Below are 16,446 nucleotides of genomic sequence, written 5' to 3'. Positions count from 1 at the left end.
CCTCGCCTTCGGGCACAACGAGGAGACCGCGGGCGACGGCGCCGGCGCGATCGTCGCCGTGCTCGACGAACGCGGCGTGCGGCCCGGCCTGGTGCTCGACGAGGGCGGCGCCGTCGTCGAGGGCGTGCTGCCGGGCGTCACGCGGCCGACCGCGATGATCGGCGTCGCCGAGCGCGGCGTCATGACCCTCACGCTCACCGTCGCCGAGGCCGGCGGGCACGCCTCCACACCGACGCGGATGCCCGCGACCGCTCGGCTCGCGCGCGCGATCGATCGTCTGCGCCGAACCCCGTTCCGCACTCGCATCACCCCGCCCGTGCGCGCGATGTTCGCCACGGCCGCGCAGGCGGCGCCGCCGGCGCTCGCCGCCGTGTTCCGCTCGCTCGGGTGGACGGGGCCCGTGCTTTCCCGGGCGCTGGCACTCCTCGGCCCCGAGACGAACGCGCTGGTTCGCACCACGGCCGTCGTCACCGAGCTGAGCGGGGCGACGGGCGAGAACGTGCTCGCCACGCGCGCCAGAGCGGTCGTCAACATCCGCCTTCTCCCGGGCGACACGGTCGAGGGAGTCACCCGGCACGTGCGGCGCGCCGTGCGCGACGACCGGGTCGAGGTCGAGGTGTTCCGCGCGTCGAACCCGTCGCCGGTCTCGCCGTGGCGCGGTGAGCCGTGGCAGCGTCTCTCGGCCGCCGTCCGGTCGGCTCTCGGTGACGACGTGCTGGCGACCCCGTACGTGCAGTTGGGGGCGAGCGACTCGCGGTTCTTCACCGCGATCAGCGAGCACGTCTACCGGTTCACGCCGTTCCACCTGACGCGCGCGGAGCGCGACTGCCTGCACGCTCCCGACGAGCGCATCCGCGTGCAGGTCTGGCTGCGCGGGATCGAGTTCTACCGCGACCTGCTGCGCGCGAGCTGACGTCGAAGCCGGCGGCGGGATCGCACCGGAGGCTGCGCGGCCGCCCGGCCGGGCCCGGGTCGCCGCGGCGGTCGGGTCTCAGCCGAGCGCCTGCACCAGGTCGGCGATGATCTCGTCGGGATCCTCGAGGCCGATCGACAGTCGCACGGTGGTCTCGGAGATGCCCGCCGCGGCTCGCTGATCGGGCGTCAGGTGGCTGTGGGTCATGGACGCCGGGTGGGCGACCATGCTGCGCGCGTCGCCGATGTTCGCGACGAGCCGCAGCAGCCGCAGCCGCTCGACGAACTGCTCGACGAGGGCGAAGTCGCCGTCGGCGTCCCCGGTCGAGACGAGGTCGACGGAGAACACGGATGCCGCACCCCGCGGAAGGTACGCGAGGGCCGCCGCGTGCCACGGGCTGTCGGGGAGCGATGGATGGTGCACCTTCGCGATGCGTGGGTGGTCGGCGAGGGCGGACGCGACCTTCTCGGCGCTCTCGCTGTGCCGGCCGAGCCTCAGGTCGAGGGTCTCGACGCCCTGCAGCAGCTGGAACGCGCTCGCCGCCGACAGCGTCGGACCGAGGTCGTGCACGTACTTCGTCTTGATCAGTGCGATGAAAGGCGACCCCCGCTCGCCGAACCGTTCGACGAGGCTGTCGCCGCCGGTGCCCGCGTAGGGCGCGGTCAGCTGCGGCCAGCGCTCGGGGTGCGCCGTGAAGTCGAACGTGCCGAGGTCGACGATCACGCCGCCGAGGGTCGAGCCGTGACCGCCGAGGAACTTCGTCGCCGAGTGCACGACGATGTCGGCGCCGAATTCCTTCGGGCGCTGCAGGGCCGGGGTCGCCACGGTGTTGTCGATCACGAGCGGAAGCCCCGCCGCGTGGGCGACCTCGGCGACCTCGCTCACCCGCAGCACCTGGGCGAGGGGGTTCGCGACCGACTCCGCGAACAGCACGCGCGTCGTCGGACGGATGGCCGCGCGCCAGGCGTCGATGTCGTCCTGGTCGACGAACGTCACCTCGATGCCCCAGTCGGGGAACGTGTCGTGCAGCAGGTCGACGGTGCCGCCGTAGAGCTGGCTGGCGGCGACGATGTGCTGTCCCTGGTGCACGAGGGCGAGGAGGGAGAGAGCGACCGCGGCCTGTCCCGAGGCGACGCCTGCGGCAGCGATGCCGCCCTCGAGAGCTGCGATGCGCTCCTCGAGCACGAGCACGGTGGGGTTTGCAGCGCGCGAGTAGATGTCGCCGTTCTTGCGCAGTGCAAACAGGTCACGCGCTTCGGCGAGCGAGGAGAACGCGAACGCGGCGGACTGGTAGATCGGCGGCACGGCGGTGTGCACCTCGGTGCGCGGGTCGTAGCCCGCCTGCACCTGGGCCGTCGCGAGCGAGCGTTCGGGGAGCGTCATGCGCTCATTGTCGCGGCTCGATCTTTGTGCCGCACCTTCGTGTGTCCGCGCGTGTCAGGAGTCGCCGGCGAGGGCTTTGACGATGCGCGGGAGAGAGACCGACTCGGCCGTGCCGAGGCGCTGGGCGAACAGGCTCACCCGCAGCTCCTCGAGCAGCCACCGCGCCCGCACGAGCGGGGCCGGCGCACCGGGCGGCAGCGGTAGCGTCCCGCCCGCCTCGGCGTATGCGGTTGCCGCGCGCTCGAACTCGGTCTGGCGCTGCCGGTCGCGGCCGGGATTGTCGCCGAGGGCGGCGAGGCGGTCGAGAGACCCCTGGAGGTAGCGGGGGAGGTGGGCGAGACGGTCGAGGCCGGTCGCCGAGACGAACCCGGGGTGCACGAGGCCGGCCAGCTGGCCGCGCACATCGGCGAGCGGGGCGATGAGGGTGATCGACGTCTGCGCCTTGAGCGCCCGCTCCACGTCGCGCGCGAGCACCAGGATGCGCGCGGTGAGCGAGACGGCGGCGAACAGCGCATCGGTCACCTCGGACGAGAACGCGTCGCGCGCGGCGGTGAAGGCCTCGCGGGTGCGGATGCCGCCGGGGTGCCGCGCGATCACGGCGTCGGCGACGGCGCCGCGGGCATCCTCGACGAGCGCCCGGGCGCTCGGGTAGGGCGATGCGGCAAGGGCGAGCTTCTCGGTGGCGGTGAGGTGCTCGAGCACGTAGGCGGCGGGGGAAGGCACGGCGAGCAGCAGCAGGCGCCGCACACCGTCACGCGTGGCGCGGGCGGCGGCCTCCGCGGTCGCCTGGATGCGCAGCGCCACGCTCTCGCCCTCATCGACGAGCGCGGGGTAGCCGCGCACCGTGCCACCGGCGACCCGGCTGTCGACGAGCTCGGGCAGGACGTCGAGGTCGAAGTCGGTGAGACCGGCGCGTTCGACGAAGCCGCCCGCGACGGGCCCCGTCTGGCGGGGTCCGGGAACGGGTGCGGATGCCGCGGCCTGCGGCCCGCGCGCGAGGGATCGCGCGACCGAGGAGCGCGCGCGGTCGGCGAGGCGGGACTGCAGGTCGGCGAGGTCGCGTCCGCTGCCGACCGCGCGGCCGCGATCGTCGACGACGCGGAACGACACGGCGAGGTGGGCGGGCACGCGGTCGAGCTCGAAGTCGGCGCCCGACACCGGCTGGCTGGCGACGCGTCGGATGCGGTCGGCGAGCGCCTCGGCGAGGGAGCGCGCCGGGAGTCCGTCGTGGTGTTCGGGGGCGTCGGCGGCGATCTCCTCGGCGAACCGCGCGGCGAAGTCGGCGGCCGGCACGACGTGGCGGCGGATGACCTTGGGGAGGGCACGGATGAGGGCCGCGATCAGCTCGTCGCGCATCCCGGGCACCTGCCAGTCGAAGCCCGCGGGCTGGAGCGAGGCGAGCAGGGCGAGTGGCACGATCGCCGTCACGCCGTCGTCGGGAGCCCCCGGCTCGAAGCGGTAGGCGAGCTGCAGCACCTGGTCGCCCTGCGTCCACCGCGCGGGGAAGTCGCCGGCGGCGGCCGTGCCCGACCCGTCGAGCAGGTCGTCCTCGCGCAGGTCGAGCAGGTGCGGCGTGCGGGACGCGGCATCCTTCCACCACGTCTCGAACGAGCGCAGGTCGAACACGTCGCGCGGGATGCGGGCGTCGTAGAACGCGAACACCGCCTCGTCGCCGGCGAGGATGTCGCGTCGACGCTCGCGCTCTTCGACCTTCTCGAGTCGGCGTCGCAGGTCGAGGTTGCGTCGAGCGAAGGCGGTGAGCGTCTTGCCCAGGCGTGTCGGGTCCCAGTCCTCCTCGACGAGCGCGTGCCGCACGAAGAGCTCCCGGGCGAGGTCCCGATCGAACCGGGCCAGCTGCACCCGGCGGCGCGGGATGATCTCGACCCCGAACAGCGTCACCTTCTCGGCTGCGACGGCGGCGCCGGCGTCCTTCGACCAGTGCGGGTCGCTGAGCTGACGTTTCGCGAGGTCGCCCGCGAGGGCCTCCGCCCAGGCGGGATCGATCGCCGCGGCCGTGCGGGCGTACAGCCTGCTCGTCTCGACCAGCTCGGCCGCCATGACCGCGTCGGGAGCCTTGGCCCTCACGCCCGAGCCGGGGAAGATCGCGAAGCGCGCCCCCCGCGCCCCGCGGTACTCGGCCGCCGGGCGGCGTCCCTTCGGCGGTGCGGAGCCGGCGAGCCGGTCGTCGCGGATGCCGATGTGGGACAGGAGCCCCGCGAGGATGGCCGTGTGCACAGCCACCGGGTCGGCCGCGGCATCCGTCGTCCTGTGCGTCCCGCCGATCTGCGCGCTCAGCTGCCGGTGCACGTCGAACCACTCGCGCACCCGCACGTAGTTCAGGAACTCGGCCCGGCACGCGCGGCGGAACGCGCTCGAGCCGAGCGCGGACTGCTGGGCCCGCAGGTGGCGCCAGAGGTTCAGGAGCGTGAGGAAGTCGCTCGTCGGGTCGGTGAAGCGGGCGTGCTGCCGGTCTGCCTCCTCGCGGCGCTCCTCGGGGCGTTCGCGGACATCCTGGATCGACAGGCCCGCGACGATCGGCAGCACGTCGGCGACGACGCCGGTGCGCTCCGCCTCGATGAGCATGCGGGCGAAGCGCGGGTCGATCGGGAGGCGGGAGAGCCGGGTGCCGACCTTCGTGAGACGGATGCCGTCGCGGGACCGGGTCACGGCACCGAGCTCGACGAGCAGGTCGACCGCCGCCGTGACCCCGCGGGAGTCCGGCGGGGTGAGGAACGGGAACTCGGCGATGTCGCCGAAGCCGAGCGCCAGCATCTGCAGCACGACCGACGCGAGCGAGGTGCGCAGCACCTCGGGTTCGGTGAACTCGGGCCGACGGTCGAAGTCGGCCTCCGCGTAGAGCCGGATGGCGACGCCCGGCGCCGTGCGGCCCGCGCGGCCCGAGCGCTGCTGCGCCGACGCCTGCGAGATCGCCTCGATCGGCAGCCGCTGCACCTTCGAGCGGGCGCTGTAGCGCGAGATGCGGGCGGTGCCGGTGTCGACGACGTAGCGGATGCCCGGAACGGTGAGGCTCGTCTCGGCGACGTTGGTCGAGAGGATGACGCGGCGTCGGAGTCCTGCGACGGTCGACGGCTCGAACACCCGGTGCTGCTCCGCCGCCGACAGACGCCCGTACAGCGGCAGCACCTCGGTCGGCGAGCGGTCGCTCGCGAAGGCGGCGCGCACGGCATCGGCCGCATCGCGGATCTCCGCCTCGCCGGGGAGGAACACGAGCACGTCGCCGCGGGGCTCGGCATCGAGCTCGCGCAGTGCCGCCACGATCGCGGACACCTCGTCGGCGTCGCCGGGGGGAGAGGCCGCATCCTCGTCGTCGGCATCGTCCGCATCGTCGGGGAGTTCCGCGACGAGAGGGCGGTACCGCACCTCGACCGGGTAGGTGCGGCCGGACACCTCGATGACGGGCGCGGGGGAGCCCGTGGCATCCGAGAAATGACGCGCGAAGCTCTCGGGGTCGATCGTCGCCGACGTCACGATGACCTTCAGGTCGGGACGCTGCGGGAGGATGCGCCGCAGGTAGCCGAGCAGGAAGTCGATGTTGAGCGAGCGCTCGTGCGCCTCGTCGATGATGATCGTGTCGTAGCGGCGCAGCAGCCGGTCGCGGTGGATCTCGTTGAGCAGGATGCCGTCGGTGACGAGCGCGATGCGGGTGTCATCGGTCACCTGGTCGGTGAAGCGCACCTTGTATCCGACGAGACCGCCGACCTCGACCCGCAGCTCCTGCGCGATGCGTTCGGCGATCGTCCGCGCCGCGAGCCGGCGGGGCTGCGTGTGGGCGATGCTCTCGCGGCCGAGCTCGAGGCAGATCTTCGGCAGCTGGGTGGTCTTGCCGGAACCGGTCGCGCCCGCGACGATGACGACCTGGTGGTCGCGGATCGCTGTTGCGATCTCGTCCCGCGCGGCGCTGACGGGCAGCTCGGCCGGGTAGACGATGACGGGCTGCGCGGGGGGCATGGCCGTCACATCCTACCGGCGGGGACGCCCGCCGCCGGCGGGGTCGTCGTCGTCGACCACGCCTTCGTTCAGTGCAGCGACGAAGCCGTCGAGTGCGCGGGCGAGGGCGTCGCGCTCGACGTCCGAGAGGCTGGCCGCGGCCTCGAGCTGGTGCTCGTGCGCGGCGCGCAACACCTTTCGCACGGGAGAGTCGGCGGGAATGGTGGGTTCCAGCACGATGCTGCGCCGGTCGCTCGGATGCGCCGCGCGGCGGAGCAGCCCGGTGTTCTCGAGCCGGTCGATGATGGCCGTCGCTGCCGCGCTCGATGCGTCGAGGGTGCGGGCCACCTCGCTCGGGGTGACAGCGTGCCGCACCTCCTCCGCGTCGAGCAGCAGCCGCACGAGATCGAGGTCGCGGCCGCCGAGCCCGAGGCGCCGCCGCACGTCGCGCTCCGCGTCGCCGAGTGCGCGCTGCATACCCGCGAGCGAGCGCAGCAGTCGCTCGGGGTCCGTCGTGTACGCGCTCACGTCGCCGCCTCCTCGCGGAGCAGTCTACCCGCGATGGTTTGCTGATTTAGCTAATCTAGTGAGATACTCAGCCAGCGAACGAAAGGATGACTCATGGGCACCATGTTCTACGGCAACGGGGGCGGCATCCAGGTCGACGACCGCACCCTCGAGCACCTGCGACTCGCCGTCGCCACCCGTCTGAGACGTGGGGAATCGTTCATGGTGAGCATGCCGGTGGATGAACCCGGCCTCGGATCTCGGCGCAATCTCTGGGTGTCGCCGGCCATCCCGCTGCAGTTCATCGCGGCCGGCAGCAGGATGCCCTCCCTCAACCGGCTCTGGATCCAGGCGATGGGCGAGAGCGAGGACTCGACCGGCACTCTGACGGTGATGCCGGAGGCCGAGGCGGCGTCGTACCTCGAGCGCAAGCACCTGCGCACCATGAACCAGCTCGCGCCGCACGACGACGCGCCACGCGAGATGCGCGTCGCCGGGTGAGACGCATCCCTCGCCTCTATCATCGGAGCATGCCCTCCAGCGAGTTCGACGACAGCGGGTACTGGTACGCCGACACGGAGGACGCGCGTCGCGCGCGGGCCGTCCACCTGCTGCAGGCGTTCCGTCTCTACCGCGCCGCCGAGGTCGCCATGCGTCGTCGCACGCGCGACGCGATGTCGATGGGCGAGAACGACCTGCTCGTGCTGCGCTACCTGCTCAAGGCCCAGCAGGAGGGTCGTTCGGTCTCGCCCGGTGAGCTGTCCCGCTACCTCGGCACCTCGACCGCCGCGGTCACCGCGATCATCGACCGACTCGAGCGCTCGAACCATGTGCGGCGGGAACGCCATGAGAGTGATCGCCGCAGCATCTACGTCGTGCCGACCGCGGAGAGCGACGACGAGGTGCGTCGCACCCTCGGTGACATGCACGACCGCATGCTCGACGCGGTCATCGACCTCAGCCCCGACGACACCCTCGTGGTGCTCGACACGCTCGCCCGCCTGCAGGCGGCGGTCGATCAGGTGCAGCCGGGAGCCCACGCGGGCGCCCGACGCTGAGAACGCGGCCCGCGGGTCGTTCACGAGGCGTGTAGCCAATCCAGTTTCCTACCCGACGGACATTCGACCCGCGACAGGCGGGCTGGGAGGATGACAGCGTGACCCCCGATTCCGAGCTGCCGTTCGTCGTGGACGGTTACGAGCTCACCTCCTACGCGGGCAGCGTCGATCGACTCCTCGCCCGCCACCCGGCGAGGTCCCGCACCGAGATCGAGGCCGTTCTGGCGCGCGAGCACGACGCGTTCACGGGCGGGCGCCCTGTCGCCATCCCCGTCGCCGTGGAGAACGGTGCCGACGAGGTGCTCTCGCTCCGCGAAGACGACGCGGCCGACGGCGCCGTCGCCTGACGGTCGCGCCGCGGCATCCGATCCACCCGCGTCGAGCCCCGCGGGTTCATCCGTGCCGGGTCAGATCCAGCTCTGCATCCAGTTGTGCAGGCGCCAGAAGTCGTAGGGCACCGGCATGGCCGTCCACACCGGGTACCAGAAGGCCGACAGCACGACGGCGACCCCGAGGAAGACGAGGACCACGCCCTGCCCCGAGCGTCGCCGGGCGGGAGAGGCATCCGGACCGCCCGCGATGTCGCGCGCGGCCAGGGCGACCGCGATGACGAGGAAGGGCAGCATCACGATCGTGTAGAACTGGAAGATCGTGCGGTCGGGGTAGAGCAGCCACGGCACATACGTCGCGATGATCCCGACGAGCACGAAGCCCGCCGCCGCATCCGGTCTCCGAACGAACCGCACCAGCAGATAGATCGCGGCGGCGATTCCCGCCCACCAGATGAGCGGGTTCGGGATGCTCGAGATCGCCTGCACGCCGTTCGCCCCCTGCTCCCAGTACATCGAGGTGGGGCGGATGAGCAGCGGCCACTCCCAGGCCGGGCTCTGATAGCTGTGCGGGGTGTGCAGGTTCACGTTGAAGCCGTACATCGCGCCGTGGTAGACCCACAGGTTCTGCAGCGGCTGCGGCAGGAGGGCGGCGAGCCCCGCAGGCGGCGCGCCCGAGTACTGCCGGTCGTAGCCGCCGGCGGTCACGAGCCACCCCGTCCACGAGACGACGTAGACGACGAGGGCGACAGGCAGCATCAGCACCGCAGACCAGAGCCCCTGCCGCACGGCGTCCAGGTGCCACATCCGGATGCCGAGACGCCACCGGGCGACGGCGTCGGAGATGACCACGTAGACACCGAGCGCGGCGATGACGTACAGCCCCGACCACTTCACGGCCGTCGCCGCGCCCGCTGCGGCACCGGCCGCGAGCAGCCACGGGCGGTTCCACAGCAGCCGGCCCCACGCGCTCGGCCGGTCGGGATCGCGGGCCCCCAACCGGCGATCGCACCACGCGCGGTCGAGGAGGACGAACCAGAACGCGAGGATCACGAAGAACGTGAGGATGCCGTCGAGGAGCGCCACCCGGCTCATCACGATCGCGAGCCCGTCGATCGCCATCAGCAGCGACGCGATCGTGGCCGCGGCCACCGACCGGGTGAGCGCCTTCGTGACGAGGTAGACCAGCAGCACGGTGGCCGTGCCGAGCAGCGCGACCGAGAATCGCCAGCCGAACGACGACGCCGGGCCGAAGATCCACATGCCGAGTCCGATGATCCACTTGCCGAGCGGAGGATGCACGACGAAGCTGCCGGACGTCTCGTAGTCGTCGGTCACGCCCTGCTCGAACGCGCCGTTCGCGTTGGCGGGCCAGTTGGCGGGGTAGCCCAGGTTCCACTGGCTCCATGCGTCCTTGACGTAGTAGGTCTCGTCGAAGACGATCGCGTGCGGGTTCTGCAGGTTCCAGAAGCGCAGCACGGCCGCGAGGAGGGTCACCAGCAGCGGCGCCAGCCACGAGATCCGACGCTGCAGGGCGGCATCGGCCCGCACGCGCATCGCCCACCGGTCGTAGCGGGAGAGGGGTGCGTTCTCGAGGAGGGGCGGCGCGGTGCGGCTCACGGGCACCAGCCTATGCTGGGGCGGTGTTGAAGCTCGCGGCGACTCCGATCGGCAACCTCGGCGACGCGTCGACGCGGCTGCGAGAAGTGCTCGAGGCCGCCGAGGTCATCTGCGCAGAGGACACCCGCACCGCCCAGCGCCTGCTCGCCGGCCTCGGCATCGAGAACCGCCCGCGGCTGATCGCGGTGCACGACCACAACGAGAAGCAGAAGGCCGCCGAGGTCGCGGCGCTCGCCGCGACCCGAGAGGTCGTGCTGCTCAGCGACGCGGGTATGCCGACAGTGAGTGACCCGGGCTACGCCGTGGTCGCCGAGGCCGTCGCACAGGGCGTCGAGATCACCGTCATCCCCGGTCCGTCCGCCGTCGTCACCGCCCTCGCGCTCGCCGGCCTCCCGACCGATCGGTTCACCTTCGAAGGCTTCGTGCCGCGAAAGAGCGGGGAGCGGGCGTCGGCGTTCGGCGCGCTCGCCGGCGAGCGTCGCACGATGGTGTTCTTCGAGGCGCCGACCCGCCTGGCCGCGACGCTCGCCGACATGGGCGCGGCGTTCGGCGGAGACCGCCGCGCGGCCGTGTGCCGCGAGCTCACGAAGCTGCACGAGGAGGTCGTACGCGGCGGCCTCGCCGAGCTCTCCGCCTGGGCGGAGGCGGGCGTGCGCGGGGAGTGCGTCGTGGTGGTCGCGGGTGCGGTGCCGGTCTCCGTCTCCCTCGAGGACGCCGTCGCGCGGGTGGTCGAGCTCGACCGGGCGGGAACCCGATTGAAGGATGCCGCGACCGCCGTCGCCGCCGAGACGGGACTCGCCTCCCGCGACCTGTACCAAGCGGCCCTCGCGCGCCGCGGCTGAAGAGGCCGTCACAACGGCGAGGAGGGGCATCCGGCCCTTCTAGAATCTATGGGTGACGTCCGGTTCCTCCTTCTACATCACGACGCCGATCTACTACCCGAGCGATGTGCCGCACATCGGCCACGGGTACACGACCGTCGCGGTGGACACCCTTGCCCGCTGGCACCGCCAGGCGGGCGATGACACCTGGATGCTGACGGGCACCGACGAGCACGGGCAGAAGATGCTGCGCGCCGCGGCCGCCAACGGCGTCACCCCGCAGGAGTGGGTCGACAAGCTGGTCGGCGAGGCGTGGTTCCCGCTGCTGACGACCCTGGACGTCTCGAACGACGACTTCATCCGCACCACCCAGGAGCGGCATGAGGAGGGCGTCAAGCGTTTCGTGCAGGCCATCTACGACCGCGGCTACATCTACGCCGGCGAGTACGAGGCGCTGTACTGCGTGGGCTGCGAGGAGTTCAAGCCCGAGAGCGAGATCGTCGACGGCACCGGTCCGTTCGAGGGTCTGAAGGTCTGCGCGATCCACTCCAAGCCGCTCGAGCTGCTGCAGGAGAAGAACTACTTCTTCAAGCTCAGCGAGTTCACCGAGCCCCTGCTGAAGCTCTACAAGGACAACCCCGACTTCATCCGTCCCGAGTCGGCGCGCAACGAGGTCATCTCCTTCGTGCGCTCGGGCCTGAAGGACCTGTCGATCTCGCGCTCCGCGTTCGACTGGGGCATCAAGGTGCCGTGGGACGACACCCACGTCATCTACGTGTGGGTCGACGCGCTGCTGAACTACGCGACCGCCGTCGGCTACGGCGCCGACGAGACCCAGTTCGAGCGCCGGTGGCCGGCGTTCCACGTGGTCGGCAAGGACATCCTGCGCTTCCACGCGGTCATCTGGCCGGCGATGCTGCTCGCGGCGGGTCTCGAGGTTCCGCGCGGCGTGTTCGCGCACGGCTGGCTGCTCGTCGGCGGCGAGAAGATGTCGAAGTCGAAGCTCACCGGCATCGCGCCGACCGAGATCACCGACACGTTCGGCTCCGACGCGTACCGCTTCTACTTCCTGTCGGCGATCGCGTTCGGCCAGGACGGCTCGTTCTCGTGGGAGGACCTCTCCGCCCGCTACCAGGCCGAGCTCGCCAACGGTTTCGGCAACCTCGCCTCCCGCACGATCGCGATGATCGAGCGCTACGTCGAGGGCATCGTGCCGCCGCCGGCCGCGTATGCGGAGGGCGATCTCGCGATCCAGAAGATCGTGGCGGATGCCGCGGCGAACGCCGATGCGGCCATCGAGCGGTTCCGCATCGATGAGGCGATCGCCGCCATCTGGACCATCGTCGACGCCCTCAACGGCTACATCACCGAGAACGAGCCCTGGGTGCTCGCCAAGGAGGACGGCGACCGCGAGCGGCTCGGCACCGTGCTCTACACGGCGGCCGAGGGGCTGCGGGCCCTCGCCGTGCTGCTGAGCCCGGTCACCCCGATCGCGACAGAGAAGCTCTGGATCGCACTCGGCGCCGCGGAGAGCCTGGGGCGCCTGGTCGACCAGCCGCTGCGGGCGGCGGGGAGCTGGGGCATCCTTCGTCCCGGCACATCTGTCAACGGGCTGTCTCCTCTCTTCCCGCGGGTCGAGACCGCGTGAACGCGCAGGTTCCGAGCGATCCCAGCCAGTACGTGCGCGAGCGCACGGCCGACGGGCGCAAGGACCTGCGCTATCCCGACGCGCCGGAACCCCTCGCCGTCGCCGTCTACGACAACCACACGCACCTCGAGATCGCCGACGGCGACTCCCCGCTGACGCTCGGCGAGCAGCTCGACCGGGCCGAGGCCGTCGGCATCGCCGGCGTCGTGCAGGTGGGCGGCGACATCGAGTCGTCGCAGTGGTGCGCGTGGGCTGCTGAGCAGGACCGCCGGGTGCTCGCCGCCGTCGCCCTGCACCCGAACGAGGCGCCCGAGTACGCCGCCGCCGGACGCCTTGCTGAGGCGATCGAGGTCATCGACACCCTCGCCGCCCAGCCCCGGGTGCGCGCGGTCGGCGAGACCGGACTCGACTTCTTCCGCACCGGCGAGGACGGCATCGCGGCCCAGATCGAGAGCTTCGAGGCGCACATCGCGATCGCGAAGCGGCACGGCATCGCCATGCAGATCCACGACCGCGACGCGCACCAGGCCGTCTTCGACACCCTCGACCGCGTGGGCGCCCCGGAGAAGACCGTGTTCCACTGCTTCTCCGGCGACGCCGACATGGCGCGGGTCGCGAGCGACCGCGGCTACTGGCTGAGCTTCGCGGGCAACGTCACGTTCAAGAACGCCGAGAACCTGCGCGACGCCCTCCGCGTGGCTCCGCGCGATCGCATCCTGGTCGAGACGGATGCCCCGTTCCTCACGCCCGCGCCCTACCGCGGTCGCCCGAACGCCCCGTACCTCGTGCCGCTGACCGTGCGGTTCATGGCCGAGACGCTCGAGACCGACCTCGACGAGCTGTGCGCACAGCTCGCGGCGAACACGCTCGCCGTCTACGGCGAGTTCTGAACCGGCTCCGCAACAGCGGTGCGCCGCTCGGTCGGGGTCACACCCCGAACGCGGCGGCGACCTCGCCGAGCACGAGCTCGCCCGAGTCGGCGTCGTAGTCGAAGAGCTCCGCGTAGCGACCCCACTGGATCGCGATGTCCAGCTGCACCCGCGCGTCCGCCCCCGAGAAGCCGCGTCGCAGCAGGTCGAGGAAGAAGTCGTCGCGCAGGGCGCCGTCGTCGCTGTTCTCGAGCGCTTTGAGGATCGTGCGCACGAGCGGGGCGTGGGCCGCGCTGAGGCGTGCGAACAGCTTCTTCGACTCCTGGATGTCCGCGCGTCCCCAGGCGCGACCGTCCTCGGTGAGGAAGAGCTGCGCCCCGTCGACCTCGATGAATCCGAGCAGGGCGGCCGCGTCGACGAGGGGAAGGAGGTCGTCGACCTCGAAGGACAGCTCGTCGGCGAGGTCGGGCAGGTCGGTCTGGCCGTTGTGCGAGTGCACGATCTCGACGAGGCCGGCGAGCCCGCCCACGGACACGTCGGGCAGCGGCGCGCTGAGCGGAGTGGCGGCGACAGGCGCGGCCGCCGTGCCGGGAGCACCGGGGCCGGTGCCGGTCAGCAGGGCGTAGAGCCGATCGACGGTCTGGGCGAAGAGCGGATGCCGCCGGTCGCGCGGGCGGGGGAGCGGCACCCCGACCTCGGCGCGCACGTGCCCGGGGTTCGAGCCGAGGACGAGGACGCGGTCGGCCATGAGCACCGCCTCCTCGATGTTGTGGGTCACGATGCAGACCGACTTCGTCGGGAAGTCGGGCTGCGCCCACAGCGACATCACCTCGTTGCGCAGGTTCTCGGCGGTGAGCACGTCGAGAGCCGAGAAGGGCTCGTCCATGAGCAGCGCGTCCGGGCGCAGCACCAGGGCGCGCGCGATCCCCACGCGCTGGCGCATGCCGCCGGAGAGCTCGCGCGGGTACGCCGACTCGAAGCCGTCGAGACCGATCAGGTCGATCGCGTCGAGGGCGCGCTGACGGCGCTCCGCGGCCGACACCGAGCGGGCGGCCAGTCCCAGCTCGACGTTGCCCTGCACGGTCAGCCACGGCATGAGCGCGAACGACTGGAACACCATCCCGACGCCCGGGTTCGCACCGTTGATCGGCCGGCCGCGGTAGCGCACCTCGCCGCTGGTGGGGGCGATGAGACCGGCGACCGTGCGCAGGAGGGTGGACTTCCCCGACCCGGACTTCCCGAGGAGTGCCACGATCTCGCCTTCTCGGAGGGTCAGCGACACCTCGTCGAGCACCGTGAGGGTGCCGCCGTCGCTCGAGGGGAAGGCTGTCGTGACGTCGTCGACCTCGACGATCGCGGTGTCGCGGACGGAGGCGGTGTTCTGTGCCATGGGGCACCTCCTTCGCGGAGTGGGCGGGTGGGTCAGGTCAGGGAGAAGCGACGTTCGGCGAGCCGGTACATCCGCCGCCAGAACAGCCGGTTGAGGCCGACGACGAACAGGCTCATCACGATCACCCCGACGTACACGCGGGGGCTGTCGCCGGTGGCGGTGGCGTTCGCGATGTACGCGCCGAGGCCGACGGCGGTGAGGGTCGTCGACCCGTAGGTCACGACCTCCGAGACGATCGACGCGTTCCAGGCGCCGCCGGCCGCGGTGATGCCGCCCGTCACCCACGACGCGAAGATGGCCGGCAGGATGAGGCGCGTCCAGCGCTGCCAGCGCGACAGGCGCAGGGATGTCGCGGCGTCCCGCAGGTCCGCCGGGATCGCCGAGGCGCCGGCGATGACGTTGAAGAGGATGTACCACTGCGCGCCGAGCGCCATCAGCAGGATTCCGCCGATGTTGAGCGAGATGCCGGTGTGGATGAGTGCCAGCGTGACGAACGGGAAGAGGAAGTTCGCCGGGAAGCTCGCGAGCACCTGCACGACGGGCTGAGCGAAGCGCGTCACCCGCGGGTTCATCCCGATCCACACGCCCACCGGCACCCAGATGATGGTGCCGAACACGAGCAGCACGAGCACGCGCCCGAAGGTCACGAGCCCGAGGCCCGCGGCATCCGCGAACTCCCACAGGCCGACGCTCGACTGCACGAAGATGATGACCTGCACGGTGCCCCACGTGAGGGCGACGGCGACGACCACGGCGAATGCGAGGTCGCCGATGCGCCGCCGGCGCGGGTCGACGCGCAGCGGCACGTCGGCGACGCCGAAGACCGCCATGGCCCGGTCGAGGCCGCGCCCGAGCGGTGCGAGCGCGCGGCCGATCAGGCGGGGCACCCCGGAGTGGCGCAGCACGTCGAGCACGACACTGCGCTGCGGCACCTGGCTCGACGTGTCGCCCATACGGAAACGCTCCGCCCACGCGGTCAGCGGCCGCCAGAACAGCGCGTTCACCCCGACGACCATGACGATCATGACGGCGATGGCCCACAGGATCGCCGGGATGTTCTCCTCGGCCGTCGCGCTCGCGACATACGATCCGATGCCGGGTAGGGCATACGTGTGGTTGTTGACAGAGATGACCTCGCTCGCGACGAGGAAGAACCAGCCCCCGCCGAAGCTCATCATGCCGTTCCAGACGAGCGGGATCATGCCGCTGGGCACGTCGAGCTTCCAGAAGCGCTGCCAGCGGGTCAACCGCAGCAGGCGCGCCGCCTCGTCGAGATCGCGCGGCTGCGTGGTGAGCGAGTTGTAGAACGCGAACGTCATGTTCCACGCCTGGCTCGTGAAGATCGCGAAGATCGAGGCGCACTCGACGCCGAGCTCGGAGTTCGGGAAGATGACGATCCAGACGGTGAGCGTCACCGACAGGAACGCGAGCACCGGCACCGACTGCAGGATGTCGAGGATCGGGATCAGCACCTTCTCGCCGCGCCGCGACCGCGCGGCGGCCGTCGCGTAGACGAAGGTGAACACCACGGATGCCGCGAGCGCGATGAACATGCGCAGCAGCGACCGGGCGGCGTCGTAGGGCAGCTGTGACGGGTCGGTGGAGACGGCGTCGATGTCGCGAGACGGGTCGAACGGCGCGGCGATCCCCTGCGAGAGGTGGATGAGCAGCCACAGCACTGCGGCGAAGCCGATGAGGACGACGGCGTCGGCGGCGAGACGGGTGCCGGAGCGGGCGCCGACGGTGGTGTGGCCGGCGAAGGTGGTGGGCGTCGACATGGCGCGCTCCTTGCGGATGGGCGCGCTCCGGGCCTCCCGCGAGGCGGGTCAGCCGAGGGTGCGCGTGGCGGAGGGGAGTCGGGGACTGTCACTGGGAGAACTCATGTCCCTCACCTCCTCGCGCTCGTCGCGTCGCCCGCGGCATCCGGGCCTCGGATACCATACGCAATAGTCAATCAATT

13 protein-coding genes are annotated in these 16,446 nt (G+C 71.5%); 7 read left to right on the top strand and 6 right to left on the bottom strand.

Annotation, left to right across the window (positions count from 1 at the left end):
- A partial coding sequence (locus ASG00_RS13205) for a M20/M25/M40 family metallo-hydrolase (protein WP_235559597.1) occupies positions 1-913 on the top strand: 913 nt, incomplete at its 5' end.
- A gap of 78 nt (positions 914-991) precedes the next feature.
- On the opposite strand, the gene ASG00_RS13200 is transcribed toward ASG00_RS13205, so the two are convergent.
- The 3 genes from ASG00_RS13200 to ASG00_RS13190 are packed head-to-tail and all read right to left on the bottom strand — an operon-like array spanning position 992 to position 6,772.
- Positions 992-2,296 (bottom strand): O-acetylhomoserine aminocarboxypropyltransferase/cysteine synthase family protein, encoded by a 1,305-nt coding sequence (locus ASG00_RS13200; RefSeq protein ID WP_056210159.1) that lies wholly within the window; start codon positions 2,294-2,296, stop codon positions 992-994.
- 54 nt (positions 2,297-2,350) lie between these two features.
- Positions 2,351-6,265, bottom strand: a complete 3,915-nt coding sequence (gene hrpA / locus ASG00_RS13195; protein ID WP_056210157.1) for an ATP-dependent RNA helicase HrpA — start codon at positions 6,263-6,265, stop codon at positions 2,351-2,353.
- 12 nt (positions 6,266-6,277) lie between these two features.
- Positions 6,278-6,772 (bottom strand): MarR family transcriptional regulator, encoded by a 495-nt coding sequence (locus tag ASG00_RS13190; RefSeq protein WP_056210155.1) that lies wholly within the window; start codon positions 6,770-6,772, stop codon positions 6,278-6,280.
- A gap of 93 nt (positions 6,773-6,865) precedes the next feature.
- Between ASG00_RS13190 and ASG00_RS13185 the strand changes: the two genes are divergently transcribed.
- From ASG00_RS13185 to ASG00_RS13175, 3 genes are all read left to right on the top strand, one after another.
- Positions 6,866-7,252 carry a DUF7882 family protein gene (locus ASG00_RS13185; protein ID WP_048808811.1) on the top strand — a complete coding sequence of 129 codons (387 nt, stop codon included), beginning with the start codon at positions 6,866-6,868 and terminating at the stop codon, positions 7,250-7,252.
- A 29-nt stretch (positions 7,253-7,281) separates the two neighbouring features.
- Positions 7,282-7,809 carry a MarR family winged helix-turn-helix transcriptional regulator gene (locus tag ASG00_RS13180; RefSeq protein ID WP_056210153.1) on the top strand — a complete coding sequence of 176 codons (528 nt, stop codon included), beginning with the start codon at positions 7,282-7,284 and terminating at the stop codon, positions 7,807-7,809.
- Positions 7,810-7,907: 98 nt separating this feature from the next.
- Positions 7,908-8,156: a three-helix bundle dimerization domain-containing protein gene (locus tag ASG00_RS13175; RefSeq protein ID WP_056210151.1), complete on the top strand. Its 249-nt coding sequence runs from the start codon at positions 7,908-7,910 to the stop codon at positions 8,154-8,156.
- A 60-nt stretch (positions 8,157-8,216) separates the two neighbouring features.
- Here the strand turns inward: ASG00_RS13175 and ASG00_RS13170 are convergent, their stop codons facing one another.
- Positions 8,217-9,758 carry a dolichyl-phosphate-mannose--protein mannosyltransferase gene (locus ASG00_RS13170; RefSeq protein ID WP_045248638.1) on the bottom strand — a complete coding sequence of 514 codons (1,542 nt, stop codon included), beginning with the start codon at positions 9,756-9,758 and terminating at the stop codon, positions 8,217-8,219.
- A gap of 23 nt (positions 9,759-9,781) precedes the next feature.
- On the opposite strand from ASG00_RS13170, the gene rsmI reads away from it, so the two are divergent.
- From rsmI to ASG00_RS13155, 3 genes are read left to right on the top strand one after another with little or no spacing between them, the layout of a single operon-like run.
- Positions 9,782-10,600 (top strand): 16S rRNA (cytidine(1402)-2'-O)-methyltransferase, encoded by an 819-nt coding sequence (gene rsmI / locus ASG00_RS13165; protein ID WP_056210149.1) that lies wholly within the window; start codon positions 9,782-9,784, stop codon positions 10,598-10,600.
- A gap of 52 nt (positions 10,601-10,652) precedes the next feature.
- A complete protein-coding gene (gene metG, locus ASG00_RS13160; RefSeq protein WP_056210147.1) occupies positions 10,653-12,227 on the top strand; it encodes a methionine--tRNA ligase in 1,575 nt (524 codons plus the stop codon).
- A complete protein-coding gene (locus ASG00_RS13155; protein WP_056210144.1) occupies positions 12,224-13,117 on the top strand; it encodes a TatD family hydrolase in 894 nt (297 codons plus the stop codon). The genes metG and ASG00_RS13155 overlap by 4 nt, the downstream gene beginning before the upstream one ends.
- A gap of 37 nt (positions 13,118-13,154) precedes the next feature.
- Here the strand turns inward: ASG00_RS13155 and ASG00_RS13150 are convergent, their stop codons facing one another.
- Together ASG00_RS13150 and ASG00_RS13145 are read right to left on the bottom strand one after the other, a co-directional pair.
- The gene (locus tag ASG00_RS13150; protein ID WP_056210142.1) at positions 13,155-14,486 is read right to left on the bottom strand and encodes an ABC transporter ATP-binding protein; all 1,332 of its coding nucleotides are present in this window, start codon (positions 14,484-14,486) and stop codon (positions 13,155-13,157) included.
- Positions 14,487-14,518: 32 nt separating this feature from the next.
- On the bottom strand, positions 14,519-16,264 hold the full coding sequence (locus ASG00_RS13145) for an ABC transporter permease (protein ID WP_056210140.1): 1,746 nt from the start codon (positions 16,262-16,264) through the stop codon (positions 14,519-14,521).
- Positions 16,265-16,446: the final 182 nt, after the last annotated feature.

It is taken from the genome of Microbacterium sp. Leaf351 (assembly GCF_001423825.1).
Classification (GTDB): domain Bacteria; phylum Actinomycetota; class Actinomycetes; order Actinomycetales; family Microbacteriaceae; genus Microbacterium; species Microbacterium ginsengisoli.
Note: the sequence above shows the minus strand (reverse complement) of the source record. Positions and strands in the feature narration are given on the sequence as shown.